The 21,973-nt window shown below is 55.4% G+C and carries 18 protein-coding genes and 1 pseudogene; 16 read left to right on the forward strand and 3 right to left on the reverse strand.

Going from position 1 to position 21,973, the window contains the following annotated elements; genetic code table 11:
- Window positions 1–252: 252 nt before the first annotated feature.
- Window positions 253–837 carry a recombinase family protein gene (locus tag AUL32_RS23475; protein WP_062120760.1) on the forward strand — a complete coding sequence of 195 codons (585 nt, stop codon included), beginning with the start codon at window positions 253–255 and terminating at the stop codon, window positions 835–837.
- A gap of 72 nt (window positions 838–909) precedes the next feature.
- Here the strand turns inward: AUL32_RS23475 and AUL32_RS24810 are convergent, their stop codons facing one another.
- Window positions 910–1,566, reverse strand: a complete 657-nt coding sequence (locus AUL32_RS24810) for a CatB-related O-acetyltransferase (RefSeq protein ID WP_082660082.1) — start codon at window positions 1,564–1,566, stop codon at window positions 910–912.
- Window positions 1,567–2,012: 446 nt separating this feature from the next.
- Here AUL32_RS24810 and AUL32_RS23480 point away from each other — a divergent pair, with 446 nt between their 5' ends.
- The 10 genes from AUL32_RS23480 to AUL32_RS26340 all read left to right on the forward strand — a co-directional run bounded on the left by AUL32_RS23480 (window position 2,013) and on the right by AUL32_RS26340 (window position 17,468).
- Window positions 2,013–3,761 (forward strand): type I secretion system permease/ATPase, encoded by a 1,749-nt coding sequence (locus tag AUL32_RS23480; RefSeq protein ID WP_244498030.1) that lies wholly within the window; start codon window positions 2,013–2,015, stop codon window positions 3,759–3,761.
- Window positions 3,762–3,855: 94 nt separating this feature from the next.
- Window positions 3,856–5,265 (forward strand): HlyD family type I secretion periplasmic adaptor subunit, encoded by a 1,410-nt coding sequence (locus AUL32_RS23485; protein WP_082660083.1) that lies wholly within the window; start codon window positions 3,856–3,858, stop codon window positions 5,263–5,265.
- 23 nt (window positions 5,266–5,288) lie between these two features.
- On the forward strand, window positions 5,289–5,552 hold the full coding sequence (locus AUL32_RS23490) for a hypothetical protein (RefSeq protein ID WP_062120765.1): 264 nt from the start codon (window positions 5,289–5,291) through the stop codon (window positions 5,550–5,552).
- Between the two features lie 161 nt (window positions 5,553–5,713).
- Complete coding sequence (locus AUL32_RS23495; RefSeq protein ID WP_062120768.1) at window positions 5,714–6,022, forward strand: helix-turn-helix domain-containing protein; 309 nt, start codon at window positions 5,714–5,716, stop codon at window positions 6,020–6,022.
- Between the two features lie 63 nt (window positions 6,023–6,085).
- Complete coding sequence (locus AUL32_RS25440) at window positions 6,086–7,933, forward strand: hypothetical protein (RefSeq protein ID WP_156421603.1); 1,848 nt, start codon at window positions 6,086–6,088, stop codon at window positions 7,931–7,933.
- 349 nt (window positions 7,934–8,282) lie between these two features.
- Window positions 8,283–10,613, forward strand: coding sequence for a beta strand repeat-containing protein (locus AUL32_RS26335; RefSeq protein ID WP_062120779.1), 2,331 nt, complete (start codon window positions 8,283–8,285; stop codon window positions 10,611–10,613).
- Between the two features lie 479 nt (window positions 10,614–11,092).
- Window positions 11,093–14,170 carry a glycosyltransferase family 2 protein gene (locus AUL32_RS24820; RefSeq protein WP_082660084.1) on the forward strand — a complete coding sequence of 1,026 codons (3,078 nt, stop codon included), beginning with the start codon at window positions 11,093–11,095 and terminating at the stop codon, window positions 14,168–14,170.
- Between the two features lie 11 nt (window positions 14,171–14,181).
- Window positions 14,182–15,207, forward strand: a complete 1,026-nt coding sequence (locus tag AUL32_RS25450) for a hypothetical protein (RefSeq protein WP_156421604.1) — start codon at window positions 14,182–14,184, stop codon at window positions 15,205–15,207.
- A gap of 164 nt (window positions 15,208–15,371) precedes the next feature.
- Window positions 15,372–16,577 (forward strand): replication initiator protein A, encoded by a 1,206-nt coding sequence (locus AUL32_RS23535; protein WP_062120808.1) that lies wholly within the window; start codon window positions 15,372–15,374, stop codon window positions 16,575–16,577.
- A gap of 759 nt (window positions 16,578–17,336) precedes the next feature.
- The gene (locus AUL32_RS26340) at window positions 17,337–17,468 is read left to right on the forward strand and encodes a hypothetical protein (protein WP_280137600.1); all 132 of its coding nucleotides are present in this window, start codon (window positions 17,337–17,339) and stop codon (window positions 17,466–17,468) included.
- An 88-nt stretch (window positions 17,469–17,556) separates the two neighbouring features.
- On the opposite strand, the gene AUL32_RS23540 is transcribed toward AUL32_RS26340, so the two are convergent.
- Both AUL32_RS23540 and AUL32_RS23545 read right to left on the reverse strand, forming a co-directional pair.
- Window positions 17,557–17,865: a ribbon-helix-helix domain-containing protein gene (locus AUL32_RS23540; RefSeq protein WP_156421605.1), complete on the reverse strand. Its 309-nt coding sequence runs from the start codon at window positions 17,863–17,865 to the stop codon at window positions 17,557–17,559.
- Entirely contained in the window at window positions 17,862–18,491 is a 630-nt protein-coding gene (locus AUL32_RS23545) for an AAA family ATPase (protein WP_082660085.1), read from the reverse strand. The genes AUL32_RS23540 and AUL32_RS23545 overlap by 4 nt, the downstream gene beginning before the upstream one ends.
- A gap of 200 nt (window positions 18,492–18,691) precedes the next feature.
- Between AUL32_RS23545 and AUL32_RS24825 the strand changes: the two genes are divergently transcribed.
- The 5 genes and pseudogenes from AUL32_RS24825 to AUL32_RS24840 form a co-directional block, all read left to right on the forward strand.
- Window positions 18,692–18,865, forward strand: coding sequence for a ribbon-helix-helix protein, CopG family (locus AUL32_RS24825; RefSeq protein WP_244498033.1), 174 nt, complete (start codon window positions 18,692–18,694; stop codon window positions 18,863–18,865).
- Window positions 18,866–19,047: 182 nt separating this feature from the next.
- The gene (locus AUL32_RS24830) at window positions 19,048–19,851 is read left to right on the forward strand and encodes a helix-turn-helix domain-containing protein (RefSeq protein WP_244498031.1); all 804 of its coding nucleotides are present in this window, start codon (window positions 19,048–19,050) and stop codon (window positions 19,849–19,851) included.
- Between the two features lie 399 nt (window positions 19,852–20,250).
- Window positions 20,251–20,505: a FitA-like ribbon-helix-helix domain-containing protein gene (locus tag AUL32_RS23555; protein WP_062120816.1), complete on the forward strand. Its 255-nt coding sequence runs from the start codon at window positions 20,251–20,253 to the stop codon at window positions 20,503–20,505.
- A pseudogene (locus AUL32_RS24835) lies at window positions 20,502–20,850 on the forward strand (PIN domain-containing protein). The gene AUL32_RS23555 and the pseudogene AUL32_RS24835 overlap by 4 nt, the downstream one beginning before the upstream one ends.
- Window positions 20,851–21,849: 999 nt before the next feature.
- The coding region (locus tag AUL32_RS24840) for a DUF1127 domain-containing protein (protein WP_082660087.1) at window positions 21,850–21,973 on the forward strand (124 nt) is incomplete at its 3' end.

Below are 21,973 nucleotides of genomic sequence, written 5' to 3' on the forward strand. Positions count from 1 at the left end.
CACCTGAGGGCAAACCCATCTTGGCACTCAGATGCCGCGAGCGGGTGCCATCCACCTTATCTGCTTTTGACATGAGCCGGAAGATTGAGCGGTGTCCGAAAGGGGTCGTCTCCTGACTGTCGACAAACACCTGTTTTCCGACAGGTGATGGGCGAACGGCAATGTTCGCTTGGTCGAGTAGCCATTTTTGCACGACAAACTATGTCGGATTGATTAAATGTACGGAAAGCTCCTATCGAGGGATTTTCGCACATGCTGGTCGGTTATATGCGGGTTTCCTCCAGTGATGACCGCCAATCCGTCGCCTTGCAGTGCGATGCGTTGGTCGCAGCCGGGGTGGACGAGCGTCATATCTATTCCGATAAGGCATCGGGCGCGCGAGACGACCGGCCAGGTCTGAAGGCGTGCATCGAGTATATGAAGCGGGGCGACACGCTTGTTGTTTGGAAACTCGATCGCCTTGGCCGTTCCCTGCCTCACCTGCTAGCGATTGTCGAAGACCTGCGTTCTCGTGGCGTCGCCTTCCGTTCTCTGACTGAGGCGATGGACACGCAGACGCCGCATGGCGAGCTTCTGTTCTCGTTTTTCGGCGCCCTTGCGCAATATGAACGGGCCCTGACCCGTGAGCGCGTTATCGCTGGGCTAGCTGCTGCGCGCCGGCGAGGGCGGAGGGGCGGGCGTCCTCCCACCCTGACGACTGAACAGATCGAGCAGATCACTGCCGCTCTTGCCGCCGGCGCCAGCAAAGCGTCTATATGCCGAACTTTTAAAGTCGCGCGCTCAACGTTGATTGACACGTTATCACGCAATGGCTGGCCAATATCAGATAAACGATAGGAACGCATCTTAATTTATAAATAGAAAGTAGATATACATAGAAATATAAATTATAAAATTCAAATTTTTCTATCATTTTATGCGGTTAAAACAAAAAAATTCTTTCAGAGAATCACGTAATGTTTTATTATTTTCCGATTTTGATAAATGCCTTGAATTTTTATTTTTAGCATAACTTATAAAAAGATTTATGTCAGGTGATAATAGATAAGATGATGCATGATTGATTTCCTCGATACTCCAGTCCCACCAAGAAATTTGCAGAAGGTCTTTTATTTGATCTTCTTGGAAACGATTCTTTACAATTCGAACTGGATTCCCAATCGCAACTGCATAAGGAGGAATGTTTTTAGCAACAACGGACTTTGCACCTATAATTGCGCCGTCACCGATTTCAACGCCAGACAGTATAGTAGCACCATTTCCGATCCAAACATCATTACCAATCTTTATATCTCCCTTACTGGCAGGGTGGCCGCAAATACTTTTTGCATTTGGCCATTCTTCAAACTCGGAAAATGGATAAGTTGTTATCCAGTCAGATCTATGATTACCCCCTAGTAAGATAGTTACATCATCGGCAATCGAACAGAAGGATCCAATACTTAATTCTACATCCTCTCCCCACCAAAGTACATTTGGACTACCATAAGAAAATTTTCCAATGCGAAACCTACCTTCGTTTTTCAGGCGAAGGATAATTTGATTTTCTTGAAATTTTGCTTTCATATTAATTTTCCGAAATTCAAGGCCTATTTTACTTTAAAAGCGATATATATTTTGTCAATTCCGTCTTTTCCGTCAGCCGCATGGATCAGCCTCTGCTGCAGTGTTCAGTGCTGACTTCTGAAGGCCTCTTTCAGACCAAATTAGGAAAACCGTTCGGTCGCCTCATTTCAGCCTTTATGAAACCGAAAGCGAGAGAGCCAGATGGGCTCTCGCTTCCTGCAGGCGATAAATTTGTGTTAAGTGATATGAGTTGCGCCGCGCTGCATTGGGCCTAAGCCTTCCATAGGACTAGGTTCGAGTGAATAAGAGAAGAGAATCTAGCTATGGCCCGCATCCGGCAGCATCCGGCTCTGAACCCATCCGCACCCGAGCATATCGAAGATGTAATCATGGCGAGAATTTAGGTTTTTTTAAAAACCAAATTTTTCTACTGATTGGGGGTGCGGGTGTCGTACATCACTAACAAGAAGTCAGCTCTGGGCGGAGCACTATCTGTCTGCAAGACAAATTTTATATTTGTCATTGCTTTTAGTTTTTTCATCAACCTGCTGATGTTCATCAGCCCGCTTTATATGATCCAGGTCTATGACCGGGTACTAGCCAGCCGAAGTGAAGTGACCTTGATCATGGTCACGCTTCTGGCTGTTGCATTGCTGGTTGTCTATGCCGCTTTGGAATCCATCCGTTCCCGTATTCTCGTTAGAACGGGCGCACGGTTCGATAAATTCATCGGCCAGAATGTTTTCTCAACCTCCTTCCGCGGGCACCTGCGTTCGCCAAGCGGTGGCTACTCGCAGCCTGTGCGAGATCTCGACACGCTTCGGGAATTCCTGACGGGCGGAGGCATTATCACCTTCTGTGATGCGCCATGGATGCCGATCTTTCTGGCCGTCTGCTACATGATCCATTTCTGGATCGGCGTCGTGGCAACCATCGGTGCAGTCGCGATTTTTGGCCTCGCGCTCGCCAATGAGCTGATGACGCGCCGCCACCTCAAGGATGCCTCCGTCGCCTCGATCGGCGCCAATCAATATGTTTCGACGACCCTGCGGAACGTGGAGATCATTCATGCGCTCGGCATGATGAAAGCCATCAGCGGTCGCTGGAGCACGTTGCACGACCGGGCGATCGGCTTGCAGGCACAGGCGAGCGACCGGGCGGGTCTGATCCTCGCGACATCAAAATTCATACGTACGGTACTTCAGATCGCGATCCTGGGCGTGGGCGCCTATCTCGTACTGGAGTCCGAGGTGACGCCAGGCGCCATGATCGCTTCCTCGATCATGATGGGCAGGGCCCTCGCTCCGGTGGAAGGCGCGGTCGCGCAATGGAAAGGGTTCATGGCGACGCGTTCGGCCTATGACCGGCTTTCCAAAATGTTCGAAAATACCCAGCCTGAGCCGGAGAAGATGCTGCTCCCGACACCGACCGGAGCGATCACTCTCGAGCAGCTCATCGTTGCCCCTCCAGGCACGAACGCTGCGACGCTCAAGAGCGTAAACATGCAGATCATGCCAGGCGAAGTGGTGGGCGTGATCGGTCCGTCCGGTGCGGGCAAGTCCACACTGGCTCGTGCCCTGACGGGCGTTTGGGCGCCGCTCAGCGGCCATGTACGCCTCGACGGGGCCGACATCGACAACTGGCATGCGGAACTGCTGGGGCCGCATATCGGCTACCTGCCTCAGGATGTTGAGCTGTTTTCTGGGACGATTGCCGAGAACATCGCCCGTTTCACATCGGTCGATGCCGAAGCGGTCGTGAAGGCCGCCCAGAAGGCTGGCGTTCATGAGATGATTTTGCAGCTCACCGACGGCTACAACACGAAGATCGGTGAAGGCGGGCGTTCACTCTCCGGCGGTCAGAGACAGCGCCTCGGGCTTGCGCGTGCGCTTTACGGCGATCCGAAGATTATCATTCTCGATGAGCCGAACTCGAGCCTTGACAGCTATGGCGAGGCAGCTCTCGCCCAGGCATTGCGGATCGCAAAATCCGAAAAGCGCACTGTTGTCGTCATCAGCCATCGTGCGTCTTTGCTCAGCGAAGTGGACAAGCTCGCTGTCTTCACGGCTGGGACGCTGACCATGTACGGTCCTGCGGCAGACGTAATCGAACGCCTGAACCCACGCTCGGGAACGCAGGCGCCTGTTGTTCAACCCATGGGTCAGGTGACCCACATGACGCGCGCTAACGCTTGACGGCTTACAAAGCTCAGACGGCAAGCCTGATGAATTGCACTTCTCAGGTGGATGACGCCCCTATTTCGCCAGAAACGCCAGAAAGGCAAAGCGCATGACCAATGGATCTATGGAACGCGCGCTTCCTGCTTTGGAATCTAAGCGGAGTTTGCCCGGACCCTTGGCGCGCTTCCTGAAGAAGGGCGAAGACCAGGATCTTCATGAGGCCAGGGATATCAGCGCCCCTGTCTCCGCCCGTGGTCCGATCATTGCGGGTATCGTCATCATCGGCGTGACCTTCTTCGGTGCTGGGGTCTGGGCCTCGACGGCTCCGCTCGCCAGTGCTGTCACTGCATCGGGCACCGTGACGCTCGCAGGCAAGCGGCGATCCATCCAGCATCTGGAAGGTGGCATCATCAAATCCCTTCATGTCCGCGAAGGTCAGGAGGTGCAGGCCGGTGACGTCTTGGTCACGCTCGACGAAACGCAGGCCAACGCTGCTGTCGTCCGCCTGCGGACCCAGCTTGATACCCAGCTCGCCATGCAGGCTCGTCTGATCGCCGAGCAGAGCGGAAAGGAGAGCATCTCTTTTCCGTCCGATCTCGAGCAGCGCAACACGGATGCGAAGGTCCAGGAAATCCTGGCGGGGCAACGGCAGGAATTCGACGAGCGGCGTAAGACGTTGTTCGGCACAGTCGATCTGCTGCAACAGAAAATCACTCAGCTTCAGCGCACGATCGACGGCCTGACAGCACAGAGAAAATCCCGTGAAACGCAAGTCAAGCTGATCCGCGAGGAACTGGCTGCGCTGGAAGGCCTGCTACGCAAGGGGTTGATGAACAAATCCCGTGTTTTGGAATTGCAGCGCGGTTCGGCGCAACTCGATGGTGAGATCGGGGATGTCACGGCGCAGCTCGGCCGGGCTCAGCAGCAGATATCTGAAGCGCAGATGCAGATCATACAAACGCAGCAGCAGTTCCGCGAGGACGTCGTCTCGCAGCTGCGCACTGCTGAATCCCGTGCCGCCGATCTGCAGCAGCAGCTGTTCGTAGCCAGCGATATTTCGAAGCGCTTAGAAATCCTCGCGCCCCAGAGCGGCACGGTGCAAAACCTTGTCGTGACGACGGTCGGTGGTGTCATTTCGCCCGGCGAAGTCCTGATGGAGATCGCGCCAAAGGAAGGCGACTTCCTGGTCGAGGCCCAGGTGTCTCCGCTCGATATCGACAATGTTTCTATCGGACAAGAAGCTGAAGTCCGCTTCTCGGCGTTGGATTTGCGCACGACGCCGGTGATCATGGGTAGGGTCGTATCCCGATCGGGTGATCGGATCGAGCCGAACAACCGGGCACCCTATTTCCGTGTTCAGGTTGAAACGCCGCCGGGAGAGATGAAGAAGCTCCAAGGGCGTCAGTTGCAAGCAGGCATGCCGGCGGAGGTGCTGATCCAAACCAGTGAGCGGACCTTGATGAACTATCTCACCAAGCCGCTGACTGATCAGCTTCGCCGTGGCATGAACGAGCAGTAAGCAGTTAAACGGAGAACTCCACCATGACCGAGTCCAGCGGCTTTCCGCTTCCTCCCGAAAACAAGGAACGGGTCATGCGTCTAACGCAGGATGTCTTCGTTCCCCATCTTCAGAAAGCCGTCGAGGAAGGCAGCAAGCAGGCGCCTTTCACCGAAGTGTTGAGTGCAGCCTCCACGGCTTACGCCAATCTCGTTGAGATGACCGTCGGCCGTGAGGCCGCCGTCATGCTTCTGCGCAGCTTGGCCGACCATATGGAAACCCGCCCCGTCGAACAGCCGGTTCAATAGCGAAAAGGGCCTTTCGCGAGGCCGAACGTCAGGCGTCGTCGTCACTGGAATTCGTGCGGAATTTGTCTTATGATCAAGCTCCTGCCGATGAAGCGGTTTCTTCTGGAATTTTGATCCGCTTCCGGAAGCTGGTTTAAGACCAGGCGCGTAAAGGTTGAGTGATGGCGACGCAGACTGTTCTGGCTGAGGATATGGCGCGCCAGCGTCTTCGTAAGGAAGGTGGTGCCTGGCTTCGGAGCCGGCGTGAGGCTGCCGGTTTGTCACAACGTGAACTCGCCGAGCGCGTCGAAGTTGGATACTACACGTTCGTTTCGCAAATTGAGGCAGGACGCGGCCGGATCCCAGCTGAGCGCTACAGCATCTGGGCAAACGCACTTGATATGAACGCACGCGACTTCGTGCGCAACATCATGTCCTATTACGAGCCGAGCACGTACGAGATCTTGTTTGGCGAAACGGGCCAACCGTGATCGGTCGTTCGATAGCTGTTCCGATCAGCGTAAGCCTTTAAACGCTTGGGAGCAGATCGCGTCGTGACGGCAACCATTCTTTCCTTCGGACGGCGCCAGCCCAATACCCCTCCCCTGCCAGCTAAGATGCCGTGGCAGAACCAGGATTTGGCCGAGCTTTACCGGGTTCGGGATCGCTTGCGTGCAGCGGGGCTTGATGTCGAGGTAGAAGCCGGCGTCACCGACGAGGGCGATCCCTGGTTCGTATATGTTCAGGCAGGCACGGACAATGTTGTCGTCCATATCGCTCGCATCGACAGTGAGATCCATGTCATCAATTGTGTGACGGGTGGAGCCTATACCGGCACGAGTTTTCGCGAAGTTTCCGACCAGATGTTAGCGGATGCACCTCTCGCGCTCAGCACTCAAGTGCGCAGTGCGTCCAATGTGGTTCTGCATCCGAGCGCCTTCCTCACCGCCTTTGTCGCTGCGGCGATCATGCTGATCGACCTTTTGGAGCATGGCAGGGCCGAGGCCGCTACCCCTCACGGTGACGTGCTCGATACCGGACACCACGAAGCCTGGATCGTTTCCAACGGCGTTTCGCATGCTGAAACCAACATAGTTGAAACCGATCAGGTTGCGGCAACGGGGGATGAGCTCGCTGGTGACGTGGAGGTTCTTCATCGCCGCTTAGCCAAGGAAGCGTCCGTTTCACCTCAAAGCGTCTCAGGCGCATCGCCTGTAGCCAATATTTCGGTTATCCCTAGCGCTGGCTTCTCGCTTGCTCCAACGCATGCATTCCTAGCCGAAGTGCCAGGCATGAGCGCGAGCGTCACGCTCGCAGCCGGTCTTCTGGCAGCCGAGTTCGCTCGGTCCTTCGCTAGCGAGGTTGCGCACTCGACGCCTGATTGTTCCGAACTGACGCAAGGCTTCATATCTCTCATTAAAGCTTTCGTGGCCGTCGAGTCCGCTCATGCTAAGGCGCCAGAGCTGCTTGAATCCGCCTCAGCCGTTGCGCTAGCCATGTCTGAGCCTGTCACGATCGTTGTCCACGGTGAAACAGATGCCTCGCATCATGTCATGGTGGCAGAAACCAATTTTTTGAGTGCGGCTATCAGCGTTAAGCCGGTTGCAGACGGCTGGACCGAGCACGCACTGTTTGCAGCCTCGGAAACGCATAAGGCGTCCGCCATAGTGGTTGGATCCTCGGTCTCTCAGTCCGCGACGCAGGCTGCGACTTCATCAGCGGAGACCCAGCGCCCCGCACCTGCGTCAGTTCCAACCGTGGAAGCTCCTGTATCCACACCTGTCCCCGCAGCACAGACCGCTACCAGTGCCCAGGCAGTTGTGAAAGCCGAGGGAACCAAGGATGGATCGGCGCTTGATCTTGGTTGGGTGATATCTCAGCTTGTCAAACACTCAACTCTAGCAACGGATGTGCTGCAGCAATCGGTCAGCGACTCCAGCAATTCCGCATCGAAAACTAAGGCGCCTTTGACCGACAGTTCTTCGGAGAATGCCGCTACCAACGTTCCGTCCGACCATTCCGTCGTTGACTCGTCTGTCTCCAAGACCAAGCTTCCGAATTCACCTGAAACGAATGCGCCCATAGACGACCACAGCGCTGTTAACAGGCCGGTGGAGCCTACGATCGTGGCCGTGAAAGATGGCGTTGCGACATTTCAGGCAGGACTGCGTGAGACGGTTCAGTATCACGCCGGCACCACACTGACGATCAGGGGTTTCGTGCTGGGAGAGGATCATCTTCTCTTCGACGGCACAGTGGGGGACGCGATGGTCAAGAATGCCCATGCGGATGGCTATGACCTTGTTTTGGGTGATGCTGATATCGGAATAATGCGTCTGGTGGGCGTTTTGGCTGACCCATCTCTTCCTCATGCGCAGAGTGATCGTCCCGCTGCAGCCTGACGAAACGCTCTCAGACTGTGAACCTGACCCGAGCCTTAACTCGGGAACAACCATGGGCCCGGTTTGACAAGATAAGTGCGTCTTTTAAATCACGATGCGACACGCGGGGGGCGAAACCTCTCTTGCTGCCGCTTGTCAGGCATACAGTGATTGCTGTATCCCTGATGCCGATCAAATGGGGAAGGACGGCGGGGGGCCGTTAAGACATTCCAAGTCGATAACCAGTCCACCTTCACTAGGCGCGGCCTCTTCAGTCATCGCTCGTTTCACTGAGCGATGACATGGCGGCCGATTCGATCGGCATGCCAGCAGGGCTGGCGCCAGCCCTAACAGCCAACGGAGACTCCACATGGCACAGCTTGCGTTTGACACGCAGTTCTATCTGTCGACGTACCCTGACGTTGCAGTTGCAATTTCGCGCGGTCAGTTCACCAGCGCTCAGCAGCACTACGACCTGTATGGCCGCTTCGAAGGTCGTAACCCGAACCAGTTCTTCGACACGACTTTCTACCTCGTCAGCAACCCGGACGTTGCCGCTGCTCGCGTCAATCCGTTCCAGCACTTCCTGACGAACGGCGCTGCAGAAGGCCGCTTTGCTACGGCTTCCGCTGACACTGCGATCGACACTGACAACAACAACCGTGCAAACGAGTTCAACGAGTCGGCTTATCGCACGGCGAATGGCGACGTTGACGCTGCGATCAAGGCGGGTCAGTTTACCTCTGGCTATCAGCACTACGTGTTGTTCGGTCAGTTCGAAGCCGCTCGTACCGGCGTTCCGGCTGGTGGTCCGTTCACGAACGGCAACGCAGCTCCGGGCACTGGCACCACTGTTGCTTTGACCCTCGGTACGGACAACCTTGTTGGCACTAACGGCAACGACACGTTCGTTGGCGATTACGGTGTGAGCGGCCAGATTTCTGGTGCTGACTCCATCAACGGTGGCGCTGGTATCGACACGGTCAACCTCTTCGGTGCCGCAACGACCCCGACCCTTCCGCAGCTTTCGAACGTTGAGGCGCTGACCTTTACGAACCCGGCTGCTACGTTCGCTGTAGACGTCTCCGCAATCTCCGGTCTCACAGCCGTTGGTATTGTGAACTCGGGTTCGGCTTCGACGTTCACGATCAACGCTAATCAGGACGTTGGTTACATCAACGCTACTGGTGGTGCCAATCAGGCGATCACTACGACCGCGACCGACACGGCCGTCACGATCAACGCTTACAACAGCACGCTTGGCACTGTTGCAGTGACGGGTGCTGCTGCTACAACCCTGAACGTCGTCAATAATGGTACCGGCGCTAGCACGCTTGCCGCTCTGACGTCGACCGCAGACGAGACGACCATTAACCTTTCCGGCAACCAGGGCATTACCATCACCGGCGCCCTCGCTGGAACGGTGACAAAGGTTGACGCCTCGGCGAACTCAGCTGGCGTGAACGTGACGCTTGGCGCGAGCGATGTTTCGGTCATCGGCGGTGCTGGCAGCGACAAGTTCGTGTTCGGTTCGACCCTCACTACGGCTGACACGATCGTCGGTGGTGCTGGCACTGACACGGTTTCCGTGGTCGGCGCAGACTACTCGACTGTTACGGCGAACGGCGTTCTTGCTGCGCTGAACACCAAGATGTCGGGCGTTGAAGTTGTTGAATTCACGGGCACTGCTGCAACGACCGTGAACGGCACGACTTTCACCAACGCTGAAGTCACGAAGCTGCTGTTCAATACGGACGCCGCTGACACGATCGACAACGCAGGTTCGGCCCGCACGTATGCTTTCGGTGACTCGAACACCGGCGCTGCCACGCTGAACTTGGCTTCGGGTAATACCACGGTCAACCTCAGCCTTGAGGCGACTGCTACCCCCACAACGGGTGGCGTGGAAGTTGCTGGTATCAGCGTCAACGCTAACGCCAGTGCCCCGGCCGGCCAAGCTGCGACGATCAACATCGCGTCGATCGGCCTTGGCACTGTCGTGAATTCGACGGGCGCTCTGAGTGCAAACGCGGGCTCCACCTTCAATATTACCGGTTCGCATGATCTGACGATCGACAGCCTTACGAACGGTGGCACGATCAACGCCTCCACGTTCACTGGCAAGCTCATTGCGACCGGTTCGGCTGGCAATGACATCATCATTGGCGGTAGCGCTGGTGATACGCTCAATGGCGGGGCTGGTGTCGACAACATCAACGGTGGTGCCGGCAACGACATCATCACTGGTGGTACCGGCGCTGACATCCTGACCGGTGGCGCTGGTGCTGATCGCTTCGTGTTCGCAGCTGGTGACTCCGGTCTCCCGTCCGCAACGAACTTCGACACGATCACCGACTTCACCAAGGGCTCGGATATCATCGATCACGCAGCTGCTATCACGTTCGTTACGAACGGGACCGCTTCGTCCGGTGTTGCCGCAATCAACGCGCAGGGTATTGCTACGTTCAACGCGGCAGATACGACGCTTGCTCAGCAGATCGCTGCGGTCGAAGCCGGCATCAATGCCGGTGGTGCTGCTGCCGCTGGCCAAACCGCGATCTTCCAGAATGGTTCCGACAGCTACGTCTTCATCTCGGACGGCACCGACGGTGTGGGTGCCAACGACGTTCTGATCAAGCTGACGGGCGTTACTGGTCTGACGACTAGCACCCTCACGAGCGGCGATCTTACGCTCTCTTAAGTCTTCCTTCACCGGGTTATCCGGCGATCGAAAGGTTTAACTTCGTGGCGGGGGCGTAAGCTCCCGTCATTTTATTTGTAACCTGCTATATGATATTTCTTTATTACTTATTGGTATAGAGAAGATATATTTCAATATTTTGTAATGGTATAAACAGGCAATGTTTTGAAGGATATATTACATTAATTATTTGTCTAAAATAAATATAATATTATTGTCTTAGTGGATGTCGCATCGAGTGACAGGGCTCACTTCCTTTGGACACTTTAAAACAACTAGCAAGGTCGTGGCAGCATGGACATATGATCCACAGGGCTCAAGCCCTCCGTGTGGCGCAAAGGGCAGAAAATCAACGTCTAGGCTGACGTTAATAAAGTTAGGCCGGAACGCCGCTTTCAACCAATTGACTTCCGCTTCCACTTCCGGCCAAGCCCATGCACCGAACTAGATTTTCGTTCGGCTGACTATGGAGACGAGGTATGGATACATCCGACACGCTGCAGGACGACACGGGATTCGCCGCACGGTCTAGCTTGGCAGGTCTGTTCCTAAGCGCCGCTTCATTCTGGCAGCCGAAAGATGTAATGGAGTCGGCTTGGCTGACCCATGGTCCCTTCGCCTTCTGGCTCGTGGACGCCTTGCGCCCCCGCTCCATCGCTGAACTCGGCACCCATCGCGGCTTCTCGTTTCTGGCCTTTTGTCAGGCGGTGGAACGGCTGGGACTCGCCAGCACCTGCTATGCCCTCGACACGTGGCAGGGTGACGATCATGCCGGCTTCTATGGCGACGAGATCTTCAGCCCGCTCGCGCAGAAGGTGAACGAGACCTATCCTGGTTTCGCGACGCTGGTGCGCGGCACCTTCGCCGAAAGTCGGCCCTACTTTCCCGATGGCGGCACCGACCTTCTTCATGTCGACGGCCGTCATGGCTATGACGACGTGCGCGAGGATTTCGAACTCTGGCGCAGCGCGGTGTCGGACCGGGGCGTCATTCTCTTCCATGACACGAATGTGCGCGAACGAGACTTCGGCGTCTGGCGGCTCTGGGAGGAACTATCCCAGCAATATCCCTCGTTCGAGTTCGTCCACGGGCATGGGCTCGGTGTTCTGGGTTTCGGAGCGCAGCTGCCGGAATCCGTGTCGCGTCTGTTCTCCGCTTCCGAAGCTGAGAAATCGGCCGTGCGGGATGCCTATTCCCGTTTGGGGCATGCCATGTCTCTCCAATATCAGTTGGATTTCCAGCTCGGGCAGGTTCGGGCGGCTCACGGCGAGCTTCATACGCTTGAGCAGCGGCGTCAGGTGGAGACAGCCGAACTCGAACAGCGTCTGCTGCAGGAGCGTACGGAAATCGAACTGACAGCGCAGCATGAGCGCAATCTCCTGGCGCAGGCGCACCATGCTGCGCAGACGGACACGGAGAAGGGGCATCGATCAGAGCTCGATGACCAGCGCGAGCAATTCTCGGCCGAAGTTCGGAGCATACAGCAGGAATTAAACCAAACACGCGAGCACGCGCGTAATCTAGAGGTTCAGCTCGAGGACTCCCGAGCCGAGCTCACGCAAGTCTTCCAAAGCACCACATGGCGTGCAAGCAGCAGCCTGCGCTCCCTTGCAGGGCAACTTCCTCCTTCGTTTCGCAACCAGTTGCGCCGTGTCGCCAAAGGGCTCTATTGGGCTGCTACGCCTCACCGCATGCCCGCGCGTCGGGCATTTTTGCGTCAGCGGGCTGAGCAAGGTCTTCCAACTCCCGTTCTGGCGGATCAGACAACGGGCGTTTGCTATCTCGACGCCGCGCGGGAGGCTCGTCCTCGCATCACGTTCCATCCCGATGCTGGGGGCGGACGGAGTGATCGTTCCGCCGATCGCAACGGAACCTACGCGGTGGAAACACTCGCCGGTCAGCATTACACCTATGTTCCGCCGGCACCTCCATCGAACCTAGCGGCCATTCTCGACGGGATGCAAAACCCGCCGCGCTTCTCCATTGTCGTTCCGACCTACAACACTACTACCGATCTATTGCGGCGCATGGTCGGTTCGGTTGAAATGCAGTGGTATCCACACTGGCAGCTCATTCTGGCCGACGATGCGAGCCCGCTGGCAGAGACCCGTGTCGAACTTTCCAAGCTGGACGATCCCCGGATCGAGATCCTGCTTCTCGATCAGAACCGAGGCATCTCGGGTGCGACCAATGCCGGCCTGGAGAAGGCAACGGGTGATTATGTCGTCTTTCTCGACCACGATGATGAACTGACTGCCGACTGCCTCTATGAGCTTGCCTTGTGCATCGAGCGAGAAGACGCTGATTTCGTCTATAGCGACGAGGATAAGATCGATGAGAGCGGTCGCTTCACCCAGCCTTTCTTCAAGCCCGATTGGTCGCCGGATACGATGATGAGCATCATGCTGACATGCCATGTCAGTTGTATGCGTCGAAGCCTACTCGAAGAAGTAGGGTTCCTACGTTCGGAGTTCGATGGGAGCCAGGACTGGGATCTCGTTCTACGCATCAGCGAGAAAGCCCAGAAGATCGCGCATATCCCGAAGGTTCTCTATCACTGGCGCATCATTCCCGCGTCCGTCGCTGCGGATCTTGCCGCAAAGCCCTATGCTGTGGAAGCAGGGCGACGAGCCCGAGAAGCGGCTTTAGCACGACGAGGAATTTTGGGCTCTTTAGAGCCCGTGGAGCAGGTGTTTGGCTACTTTCGTGTGAAGTATGATGTGACTGACAACCCGCTTGTCTCGATTATCATCCCGACCCGTGACAATGGACAAGTTTTGCAGCGTTGCATTACATCCATTCGTGAAGAAAGCAGCTACAAAAATTTCGAGTTCATTATATTAGACAATGGTGGAATTGATGAAGAGACGATAGAAATACTAAATTCTATGAGACAGGACTTTGATTGCCGTGTGATAAGGCACGATTACCCGTTTAATTACTCAGAACTCAACAATTTAGGTGTTAAAGAGTCAAAAGGCGAAGTTCTTTTGTTCCTCAATGATGATACGGAACTCGTATCATCAGATGGAATTGAACGGATGATAGGTTTCGCTCAACAATCGCATGTCGGTGCGGTTGGCGCAAAACTCCTTTACCCCAAGACAAGGCAAGTTCAGCATTCGGGTGTACTGAATCTGGCTCCTGGGCCTGATCATGCATTCCTTTATGCCAATGCTCAAGATCCGGGATATTTCATGCGAAATCTCCTTGAGCACAATTGGCTTGCTGTCACCGGTGCTTGCTTAATGATTGAGAGAAAGAAATACGAAGCCATTGAAGGGTTCGACGAAAACTTTCCAGTTGCCTACAACGATGTGGAACTGTGCATCCGAATTTGGAAATCCGGCTTATTTAACACCGTATGCCCATCTGCGGAATGGCTGCACCATGAGTCCTTGACCCGTGGGTCTGATCTTTTGTCAGAAGAAAAGCTAAGCCGACTTCATCGTGAACGCAGGCGCCTCTATCAAGTCCATCCCGATCTTTTGGAGCGCGATCCCTTTCATAATCCTAATCTACATCCCTATGGGAAGCATTTCGAGATCGCTTTCTAGGAGCCGTTACGATGTCTAATATCGTTGACCACAAATTGGCATCTTCTAGCAACGCGCTCTTGGCTGAATTCTTCGCAACGCAGTCAAAGGAAATGGATCCGGATTCCCCATCGTATCTAGGATTTAGGATTGTTGGTCCTGCGCTATTGGCCTTCTTTAATTGGATTAGTGATGAGGCCGAAGTCAATAAAATTGACCGTATCCTTTTCTTTAATGAAGGATTGATGAACAGCTATAATTTTTATCTATCCCAAACGATTAACTCTTTTCCTAAAATATCTAGTTCCTCAATAATAAGTTCAAAAAAATCAAAGGGCGACATATTTTTAGCGGGAATAACGGAGGGTAATTTTGAGAAAAAATTTATCCCCATATTTAGTCGCTCGGATCAATCAGTTCTTCCTACAGCCTTAGAGGTGCTCGGGATTAGAACTCCAACACTTTACGTCCTAAATGAAACCGGTGTTGTGGGTTCTGACTATGGTAGTTCTCATAATTCACGTGCAATCGAGCTTTTCCTTCAAGCTTGGCGAAGCCAGATTGTCAAAGAAGCTCGGAATGAACGCCGAAACCTCCTTCAGAGCCTTTTAGCCTCAGGAATCGAAGATGGACAACGTTTGGCTGTCATTGACCTTGGATTTGATGGTATTCTTCAAGAAAATTTCAAGGCCGCTATAGAAAATACAATAGTACTGGATGTTTTTGGATTCAACTTTGCGTTAAATGATAGTGTAGATTCAAAGAATAGGATGAGGCGTTCCCGCATGAGTGGTCTTCTCGACAGTCGTAATACGAGAATAGATGACCTACGCTCATTGGAAATGGGCGCTGCAGCGTTCGAGGCATTTTTTGAAAGTAATAGACCCAAGAAAATTGATCTTTTTGATCTATCCGTTTCAGAGGCTCAAAATTCTAGGGACATCCAGAAAGGTGTGGAGAACTTTTTGAAAGCGTTTTTAAAACAGCAGCAACCGCGATCGCTCCATGGGATGGTTCTAGAACTCACAAGACCTCTGATTAATCATATTTCTGGGTAGTAACCTATAAAATTAGACATCCAATCGCGGGTACCATGCAAATGAGTACGAAAGCCGTGTGCATGATCTGGTGATGTAGACAAGGTTCGACGTTCAGTACCTATCCGAGGTATGTTTGAACATCTGGATTCATTAGCACCGGTCTGCCGGTCACGGTCTTGTTCATGAGCAGGCATAAACTCGATCTTTTGGCGCGCGAAGCCTTTGCGGCTCTCTCGCTCCACGAGAAGAACGCCTACCTCCAGGGTGTGGTCAAGGAGATCCAGACCGCCCGTGCAGAAGCGTTCGAGCCTTTGGACAAGGACGCGCTAAGCCGCCTGCGTCGCTTCTACTCCCGACGTAGCTTTGCCGATCTCCAGCTCGAAAAGATCGCCAATGAGCGCCTGCGGACCGCTATGGGGAAATGGGGCGAAGCCATTCACCTAGGCGAGGTTCAGAAGGCCATCATGCACGATGCGCCCAGCCAAGTTCGCCCCATCAAGCGAGCCGCGCCGCTGGATGACGATCAGCTCTCGTTCTTTGTCCCCACTGTGCATGATGCCCCGGTCAAGGACGATCTCAACCTGATGGATATCGCCCCCTTCTCGTTGTCGAAGACCGTGAAGGGTGGCGTTCTGCGATACGAACTGAAGGACAGCATCGTTACGATCGAAGGCGGTGCCGAGGTCGGGCTAGCGACAGCCTACGACTACGACATCTTCATCAACATGGTTTCGCATCTCGCGGCCGAGATGCGCGACTATGGGATCGCTCAGAAAAAGGGGTTGCGGCCGACCATTCCCGCTCGCGTCTATCGCCCTGCGGCAGCTGAGCTCTTGAAATTCTGCCGGCGCGATCTTGGGGGCAAGCAATATCTGGAACTGGAGAAGGCTCTCGATCGCCTGCAGGCTACGCGCATCAAGATCACCAATCTCAGTGATGGGAGACGTCGTGAGACCGAAGCCTTTCCGCTCATTGGGCATTTCAAGGTCGTATCGCGCACTGTCCAGGACAAGATTGATCAGGTCGAGATTGAGATCCCAGGCTGGGTCTATGAAGGCGTTGTCACCCCTTCTGGGAAGCCATCGATCCTGACGCTCAATCCCGATTATTTCCTGATTGCCCGCCCCCTAGCAAAATTCATCTATCGCCTAGCACGAAAGACTGCGGGAGAAGGAGAGGCCTTTTACCGCGTCGACGACGTTCACGTGCGGAGCGGCTCGCGATTGCCACCTCATAAATTCGCACAAGCACTCGAACGATTGGTCGAGGGAACGAAGGAGGATCCTCTTCCCGACTATAATTTGGAGTTGCGAAAAGGGGATAGAGGGCAGGTGCTCTATATGAGCAAGCGGCTGGACACGATGACCGAGATGAGCGGGAAGGACTGACAAAACACCGTACTTCAGTCCGTGATGGTTTGACAAAAAGCGGCTGCAGCTTTCAACGCGTCATGTCAAAATGCCGTACATCAGTCCGGGTAGCTTTGACAAAATGGCCTGCGTGGCCTTCTCCCCGAACTGTCAAAACGCTGTACATCAGTCCGCCCGGTTTTGACAAAAATTCTGGCTCTTGCAATCGATCAACGTCCTTCTGGTGAAGGGCTAAACCGTACATCACTGCCAAAAAAACCGTACATCATTCTGTCAACGCCGTACATCATTCCGTCAAAACCGTACATCACTCCTAAAATCGCCGTTAAGGCTTTGATTCAAGAAGGGGATTTTCTCTAAAACTAAAGAAAAAACTAGAAAAACGTCCAAAAACCTTCAGCACGCGAATTTTGACAAAAATGACGGAGTTTCCCGGAACTGGTTTTTCGAAAAAACAGCTCCGCTTAGCCCCGACAATCGACCTCAGAACTCTCGAAACCACCCAAACGAAATGGACTTCGTTGTCTATCGCAGTCCCTGGATTAGCGAACGCTCTGTCGCTTAAATCAGCAGCGGCTGTCCTTTTTGGAGAGACATCCAAAGGCTGACCATCGCTTTTGCTACAGCCCCTCCTTACGCAGCTTGTCATGACGCTCACGCGTTGCAATGCTCGTGCATGATGCATCCCCAAGGGGGCTCTTGGCCGAAGGAATAATTCGTTCTTCACCACCCAAACCATCTCACCTCCATGTTCCTAAAAATGAGCCTGGAGGCGACTTGGAACGCTATGGCAAGAAGAATGGCTATTCCGGATGCAAACGGCAGGAGAAGGCGATTTTAGCAATTTATGAAGCCATCCAATCGCTGGTCTGCGCCGAGGCCATCAATTCCGACGTCACTGCGCTTTAAATTAACTTCGGTGAGTCGGTTAAAATAAGATTCGATGAGTTGCGCACTGGGCATAACGAAAGGCGCAATGATGGCCCTAATCGCGGTTTCATCGCGCTCTGCTTCTCTCATCAGGCGTTACCTTCATCGCAATTTCAGGCAAATTGCGGCTCCTGAAAAGGAGGTTTAGGCTTTCGACAAAAAGGTCGCCGATCGGAGTTCCCTCATTGGCGGAGAGGATCTTCAGAGCGCGGTGCGTTTCCTCGTCCACCTTCGCAAGAACGGCTTTGTAGGACGTCGTCTGATCACGAGTTGCAGTGCGCGGAGCCTCCTCGGAGGCCTGCTGCTCGACTTCGACTGAGGCAATCACTCCACCCTTCTTCGGGGCAAGGCTGGCAATGCTAGGTCGCTTCGTCACTTCATGCGCTCCTTCAACTCGCGCCACAAAATCACACACTCTCGCGCAGCCTTTCCCTCTGGCTCGTATTCGCCGGCGCTCGATCCAGACAGGAGGGCGTGGGAGAAGGCTGCACGTTGCCCAATCGTCGCCTTACAGACGTCTACTGGCAGACTGGCGAGGTAACCCCTTGCCTCCTTCACAATCGAAGCCTCGCCACCTGTCATGCCCGGAGGCGCACCAGTGATAACTGCGATGGCTGGCCTCTTCAGCGTCCGCGCCATGCTGATCGTGCTTTCGGCAGCTCGCAGATCGAAAAGGCTCGGACGAACGGGGACCAACACAAGGTCGGCTAGGCGCATGGCCTCGGAGATCGACGCCTCGTTGTGCGGCGGTAGATCGATGATGCTCCAGGCGAACCCTTCGGCATGAGCGGTTTCGGTAACCCCACGGATCCCGTTCTGGGGGGCTGCCACGACATAGGGGCGCTCGGCTTCCCGCAGTTCGTACCAAGCCGAAGCCGATCCCTGAGGATCGGCGTCTACGATGACGCATCCACCATCGGCATCAGCGAGACCCGCTATATGAACGACCGTGGTGGTCTTGCCCGAACCGCCTTTGCGGCTCGCTATCGCTAACGTTTTCACCCTGCCACCGTTTCACCGCTCGACTGTTTAACCGATTCACCAAAAGTGTCTTGCCTCAGCCTGACCAGACAGGCGTTTAATACCATAGCATCGGCATCGAAACTCGCTTACAAGGAACCTAGTTCCGATGGAAGGGATTCGATATGGCTGAGAAGACATCGAGAATTGCCCAAACCCGCGCTCGCCGTCGGGCTATAGGAATGCGTTCGACGGAAACCGTCTTGCGCGAGGATGAGATTGCGACACTCGATCGATTGAAGGATCGCCTAGGCGTTACCTCTCGATCTGAAGTCATTCGGGTTCTCCTGGCAAAGGCAGACCTGGAAGCTTTTACACCGGCCGACGCTGCCGTGCTCGAGCAGCACGTGACATGATGCTGGTTCGAACCTTCAATGAGGAGAGGCCATAGGCATAGAAAAGGCCCCGAAGCGGGAGCCGCCTGGAGCCTGATCTGAGGTCGTGGTTGTCCTCAGGATTACGCCCCTTCGCCTTCATCGTCAAATGAAATCGCGGCTTCCCGCCACGGCCTCGCTTTGCCTCGCGCAAGGAAGAACCGATGACGGCAGAACGATACCGTGCGCCCCTACGCCAGGGAGCGCGAGCGGCTGGGTATGGTCATGATGGCCACACCCTAACGGATCTCTTTGCGCTCGCTGGAGGATCATCCAGTGAGCCGCATCCCGACTTCCTCGCCCGGGCCGCCATTTGGCGCGACCATGCGGCGGGCCTGATCTCACGCGCCGAAGCTTCGCGCCGGTCAGCAGCGATCGGCGCCATGGTCGCGTCGCCCCAGCCTGAAGCCTCGCTGCGTTTGAAACGCAGTCAGCGCCCCCGCCATGCCCGTCCATCTCCGAATGAGAGCCGCCAATATGCCGGCGACATGGCAACGACGGCTGCTCGCGATGATCGGCTGACACCGAACGCCAAGGCCTTCCTGCAGGTGCTACGCGCTCGTTGCGGAAAGAGCAGGGAGACGACCATCACGAAGGGCACCATGGGCGCCGTGATGGCGCGCTCGGCTCGCACGATCCGCCGCTACCTCGTAGACCTCGTGCGCTTCGGCTATGTCGAGCTGGAGACGCGCCGGAACGCCCGAGGGCTTCATCTCGGCCTCACGGTGCGGATCACGGAGAAGGTACTGCCGTTCTTCGAAGAAGCGAAAGGGCTGGCACGCTGGCTGGCCGAGACCCCGAAGGCGACATTCCTCCCATTCTCCGGGTCGGTTCTTTCAGGGAAAGCAGGGGTGACACTCCTGACACCCAAAAACCAATCTCTCAATCATACCTCTTATGAGGCCCTCAAAACGGGCCATAGAACAGCATTGAAGATCGGGTTTGGGACAAGCGCCGCGCCAATCTGAACGTGCGAGAAATCCGAGCCACCAGTCGCAGAGCGTTTTTCGTACTGGATAAAGCTCCGATCGAGAAAGCACGGGCCGACACATGCCTCGCGTTGATGGACTTGTTAAATGTTGAAACGGTAAATTGATGAATCGGTTAAAGGGTGATAAATCTATAATTAACGGAATATTCAACGCGATTTGAGCTGTTTGAATTTTTCGGTTTGCGTTGCCGAGAAATTCGGATCGGGTCCGTGCCAATCCCGCTCGATCACTTCCTCGACTAAGGAGGACAGCCCCTTGGGGTGATGGAATCCATAAGCAGAAGGGGACGTTTCCACCTTCGGAGACTTGGCGTTGTGCGATGCTATCAACCTTCTTAGATTGATAGCATCATCGCTTCAATTCGGGGTCGCCACCATTCCCGCCGTCACGATCCGCAACCTTCCCGATGAGACGCATCGCGCGCGAAAGTCGCGCGCGGCGCAGCACGGCCGGAGCGCCGAGGCGGAAATGCGTGCCATTCTCGAGGCAGCTGTGCGACCTGAGACCCGCCTTCGGCTTGACACCACTCTGTTCGAACTTGGGCGGAAGGCCGGTTTGACCAATGCGGATATTGACGCGCTCAATGCGGCGAAGGAACAGGCACCAGCCGAACCGATTGCGCTCGGATGATCCTTCTCGACACGACAGTGATCTCGGAAACGATGCGGCCGGAGGCGAACTCTTGTTCGGCGTGGCCTCCTTGCTTGACGGCCAGCGGCGGCGGCGCCTCACTGCGGCCCTGAACGGCCTCCTACCGCTTTTCGAGGGCCGCGTGCTGCCATTCGATACCGAGGCAGCTCGGCACTATGCCGATCTGGCCGTCAAGGCCCGCACCGCCGGTCGAGGTTTTCCGTGTTGGACGGGTACATCGCCGCAGTTGCAATCTCGCGCGGCTTCATCGTCGCCACCCGCGATCGAAGTGCCTTCGATGTTGCTGACGTTGCCATGATCGATCCGTGGGAGGCCCGTGGCTGAGAGGGGTCTTCAGATTAAGATAGCAAGGCGACCTCTGGGCCGTGCTTGCTGTCTAGCGCACTGGTGGCACAGTGGCTTCGAGGAGAAGACGGCGCCGGCTAGAATGCGAGATTGGTCGACATGACAGGTTCAGGGGGTGGGGATCGCGCTCTGGTCGTTGCTCTCCTCAAGCTCCTAAAAGGGTCTCGGCCCATAAAGGGTGACGATCACGAACGCTAATTGCAATCGCGGTCGATCCTTTCCCACAGATTGGGGGAAGACGCTCATAGGGATTGCAAAACTCGACGCCCATCGGAGCGAAACCCTTCGCGTTCCGGGTCAGAAGAGTGAGGCCTCGCGCATGGGCCGTTGCAGCGATCGCGACGTCCGCAAATCCGGGATCGCTTCCAGCGTCTCGGGCACGATCCATGGAGACGAGCTGCTGCCTGTGCGGCGGCGAGATCGAAGGGTAAGATACAGGCCGCATACAGGTGTTCGATCGTCAGCCACCAGTCTCGCAGGGCGCTCGCTTTGCTAGATGCGCCTTTGCGTTCGAGCTTGGCAATTGGGGAGGATGCCGGGCGCTTTGCCCGGCGACCCTCAAGGCTTTCGCCGCGCCGCCGATCTAGCCGGACTTCGCGACAAGTGCGTGACAGGATCCAGACCATGTCACGGCCCCTCGCGCGAGTGCGCGGGACGATCATCGAAAACTCCCAGGCGCAAAGTCGATCGCTCGTTCGGCCGTTCGCCGCGGTTGGCGACGCGCAAAGGCTGGGCCTCGCGCAAAGTGGCGATGGCGTTCAACACCATGATGGACCTTCTTGTAAGACGAGCCCGGGCGCGATCCATGCGTAGGCTGCATATCGTCCGTGCAAGCCACCGATAGCGAAGAGACGCAGGGCTCCCCTTCGGTCTTTGCGCTACTGCCGGGCGTAGGCGAGGCGTAGGTTCTGGGCATCGAAAGAACACGAACGCGCCGGCCACCACCGATGAGAGGCCGGACAGACAAGGAAGCCTCCTATGAACCTCGCTCGCTCCTTCAACGCTTGGCGCCAGTATCGCAACACGGCCACCGAGCTGAACCGCTTGTCGCAGCGCGAACTCTCCGATCTCGGCATCTCGCGCTCCGAGATCCCGACTCTCG

The organism is Aureimonas sp. AU40 (assembly GCF_001463785.1).
Taxonomy (GTDB): Bacteria; Pseudomonadota; Alphaproteobacteria; order Rhizobiales; family Rhizobiaceae; genus Aureimonas.

Bases quoted from the DNA above. Each gene is read 5' to 3' on its own strand.
- AUL32_RS23475 (WP_062120760.1), top strand. From the start codon at position 253: ATGCTGGTCGGTTATATGCGGGTTTCCTCCAGTGATGACCGCCAATCC.
- AUL32_RS23495 (WP_062120768.1), top strand. From the start codon at position 5,714: ATGGCGACGCAGACTGTTCTGGCTGAGGATATGGCGCGCCAGCGTCTT.
- AUL32_RS26335 (WP_062120779.1), top strand. From the start codon at position 8,283: ATGGCACAGCTTGCGTTTGACACGCAGTTCTATCTGTCGACGTACCCT.
- AUL32_RS24830 (WP_244498031.1), top strand. From the start codon at position 19,048: ATGACGGCAGAACGATACCGTGCGCCCCTACGCCAGGGAGCGCGAGCG.
- AUL32_RS23490 (WP_062120765.1), top strand. From the start codon at position 5,289: ATGACCGAGTCCAGCGGCTTTCCGCTTCCTCCCGAAAACAAGGAACGG.
- AUL32_RS23535 (WP_062120808.1), top strand. From the start codon at position 15,372: ATGAGCAGGCATAAACTCGATCTTTTGGCGCGCGAAGCCTTTGCGGCT.
- AUL32_RS24820 (WP_082660084.1), top strand. From the start codon at position 11,093: ATGGATACATCCGACACGCTGCAGGACGACACGGGATTCGCCGCACGG.
- AUL32_RS23485 (WP_082660083.1), top strand. From the start codon at position 3,856: ATGACCAATGGATCTATGGAACGCGCGCTTCCTGCTTTGGAATCTAAG.
- AUL32_RS25450 (WP_156421604.1), top strand. From the start codon at position 14,182: ATGTCTAATATCGTTGACCACAAATTGGCATCTTCTAGCAACGCGCTC.
- AUL32_RS24825 (WP_244498033.1), top strand. From the start codon at position 18,692: ATGCGTTCGACGGAAACCGTCTTGCGCGAGGATGAGATTGCGACACTC.
- AUL32_RS24810 (WP_082660082.1), bottom strand. From the start codon at position 1,566: ATGAAAGCAAAATTTCAAGAAAATCAAATTATCCTTCGCCTGAAAAAC.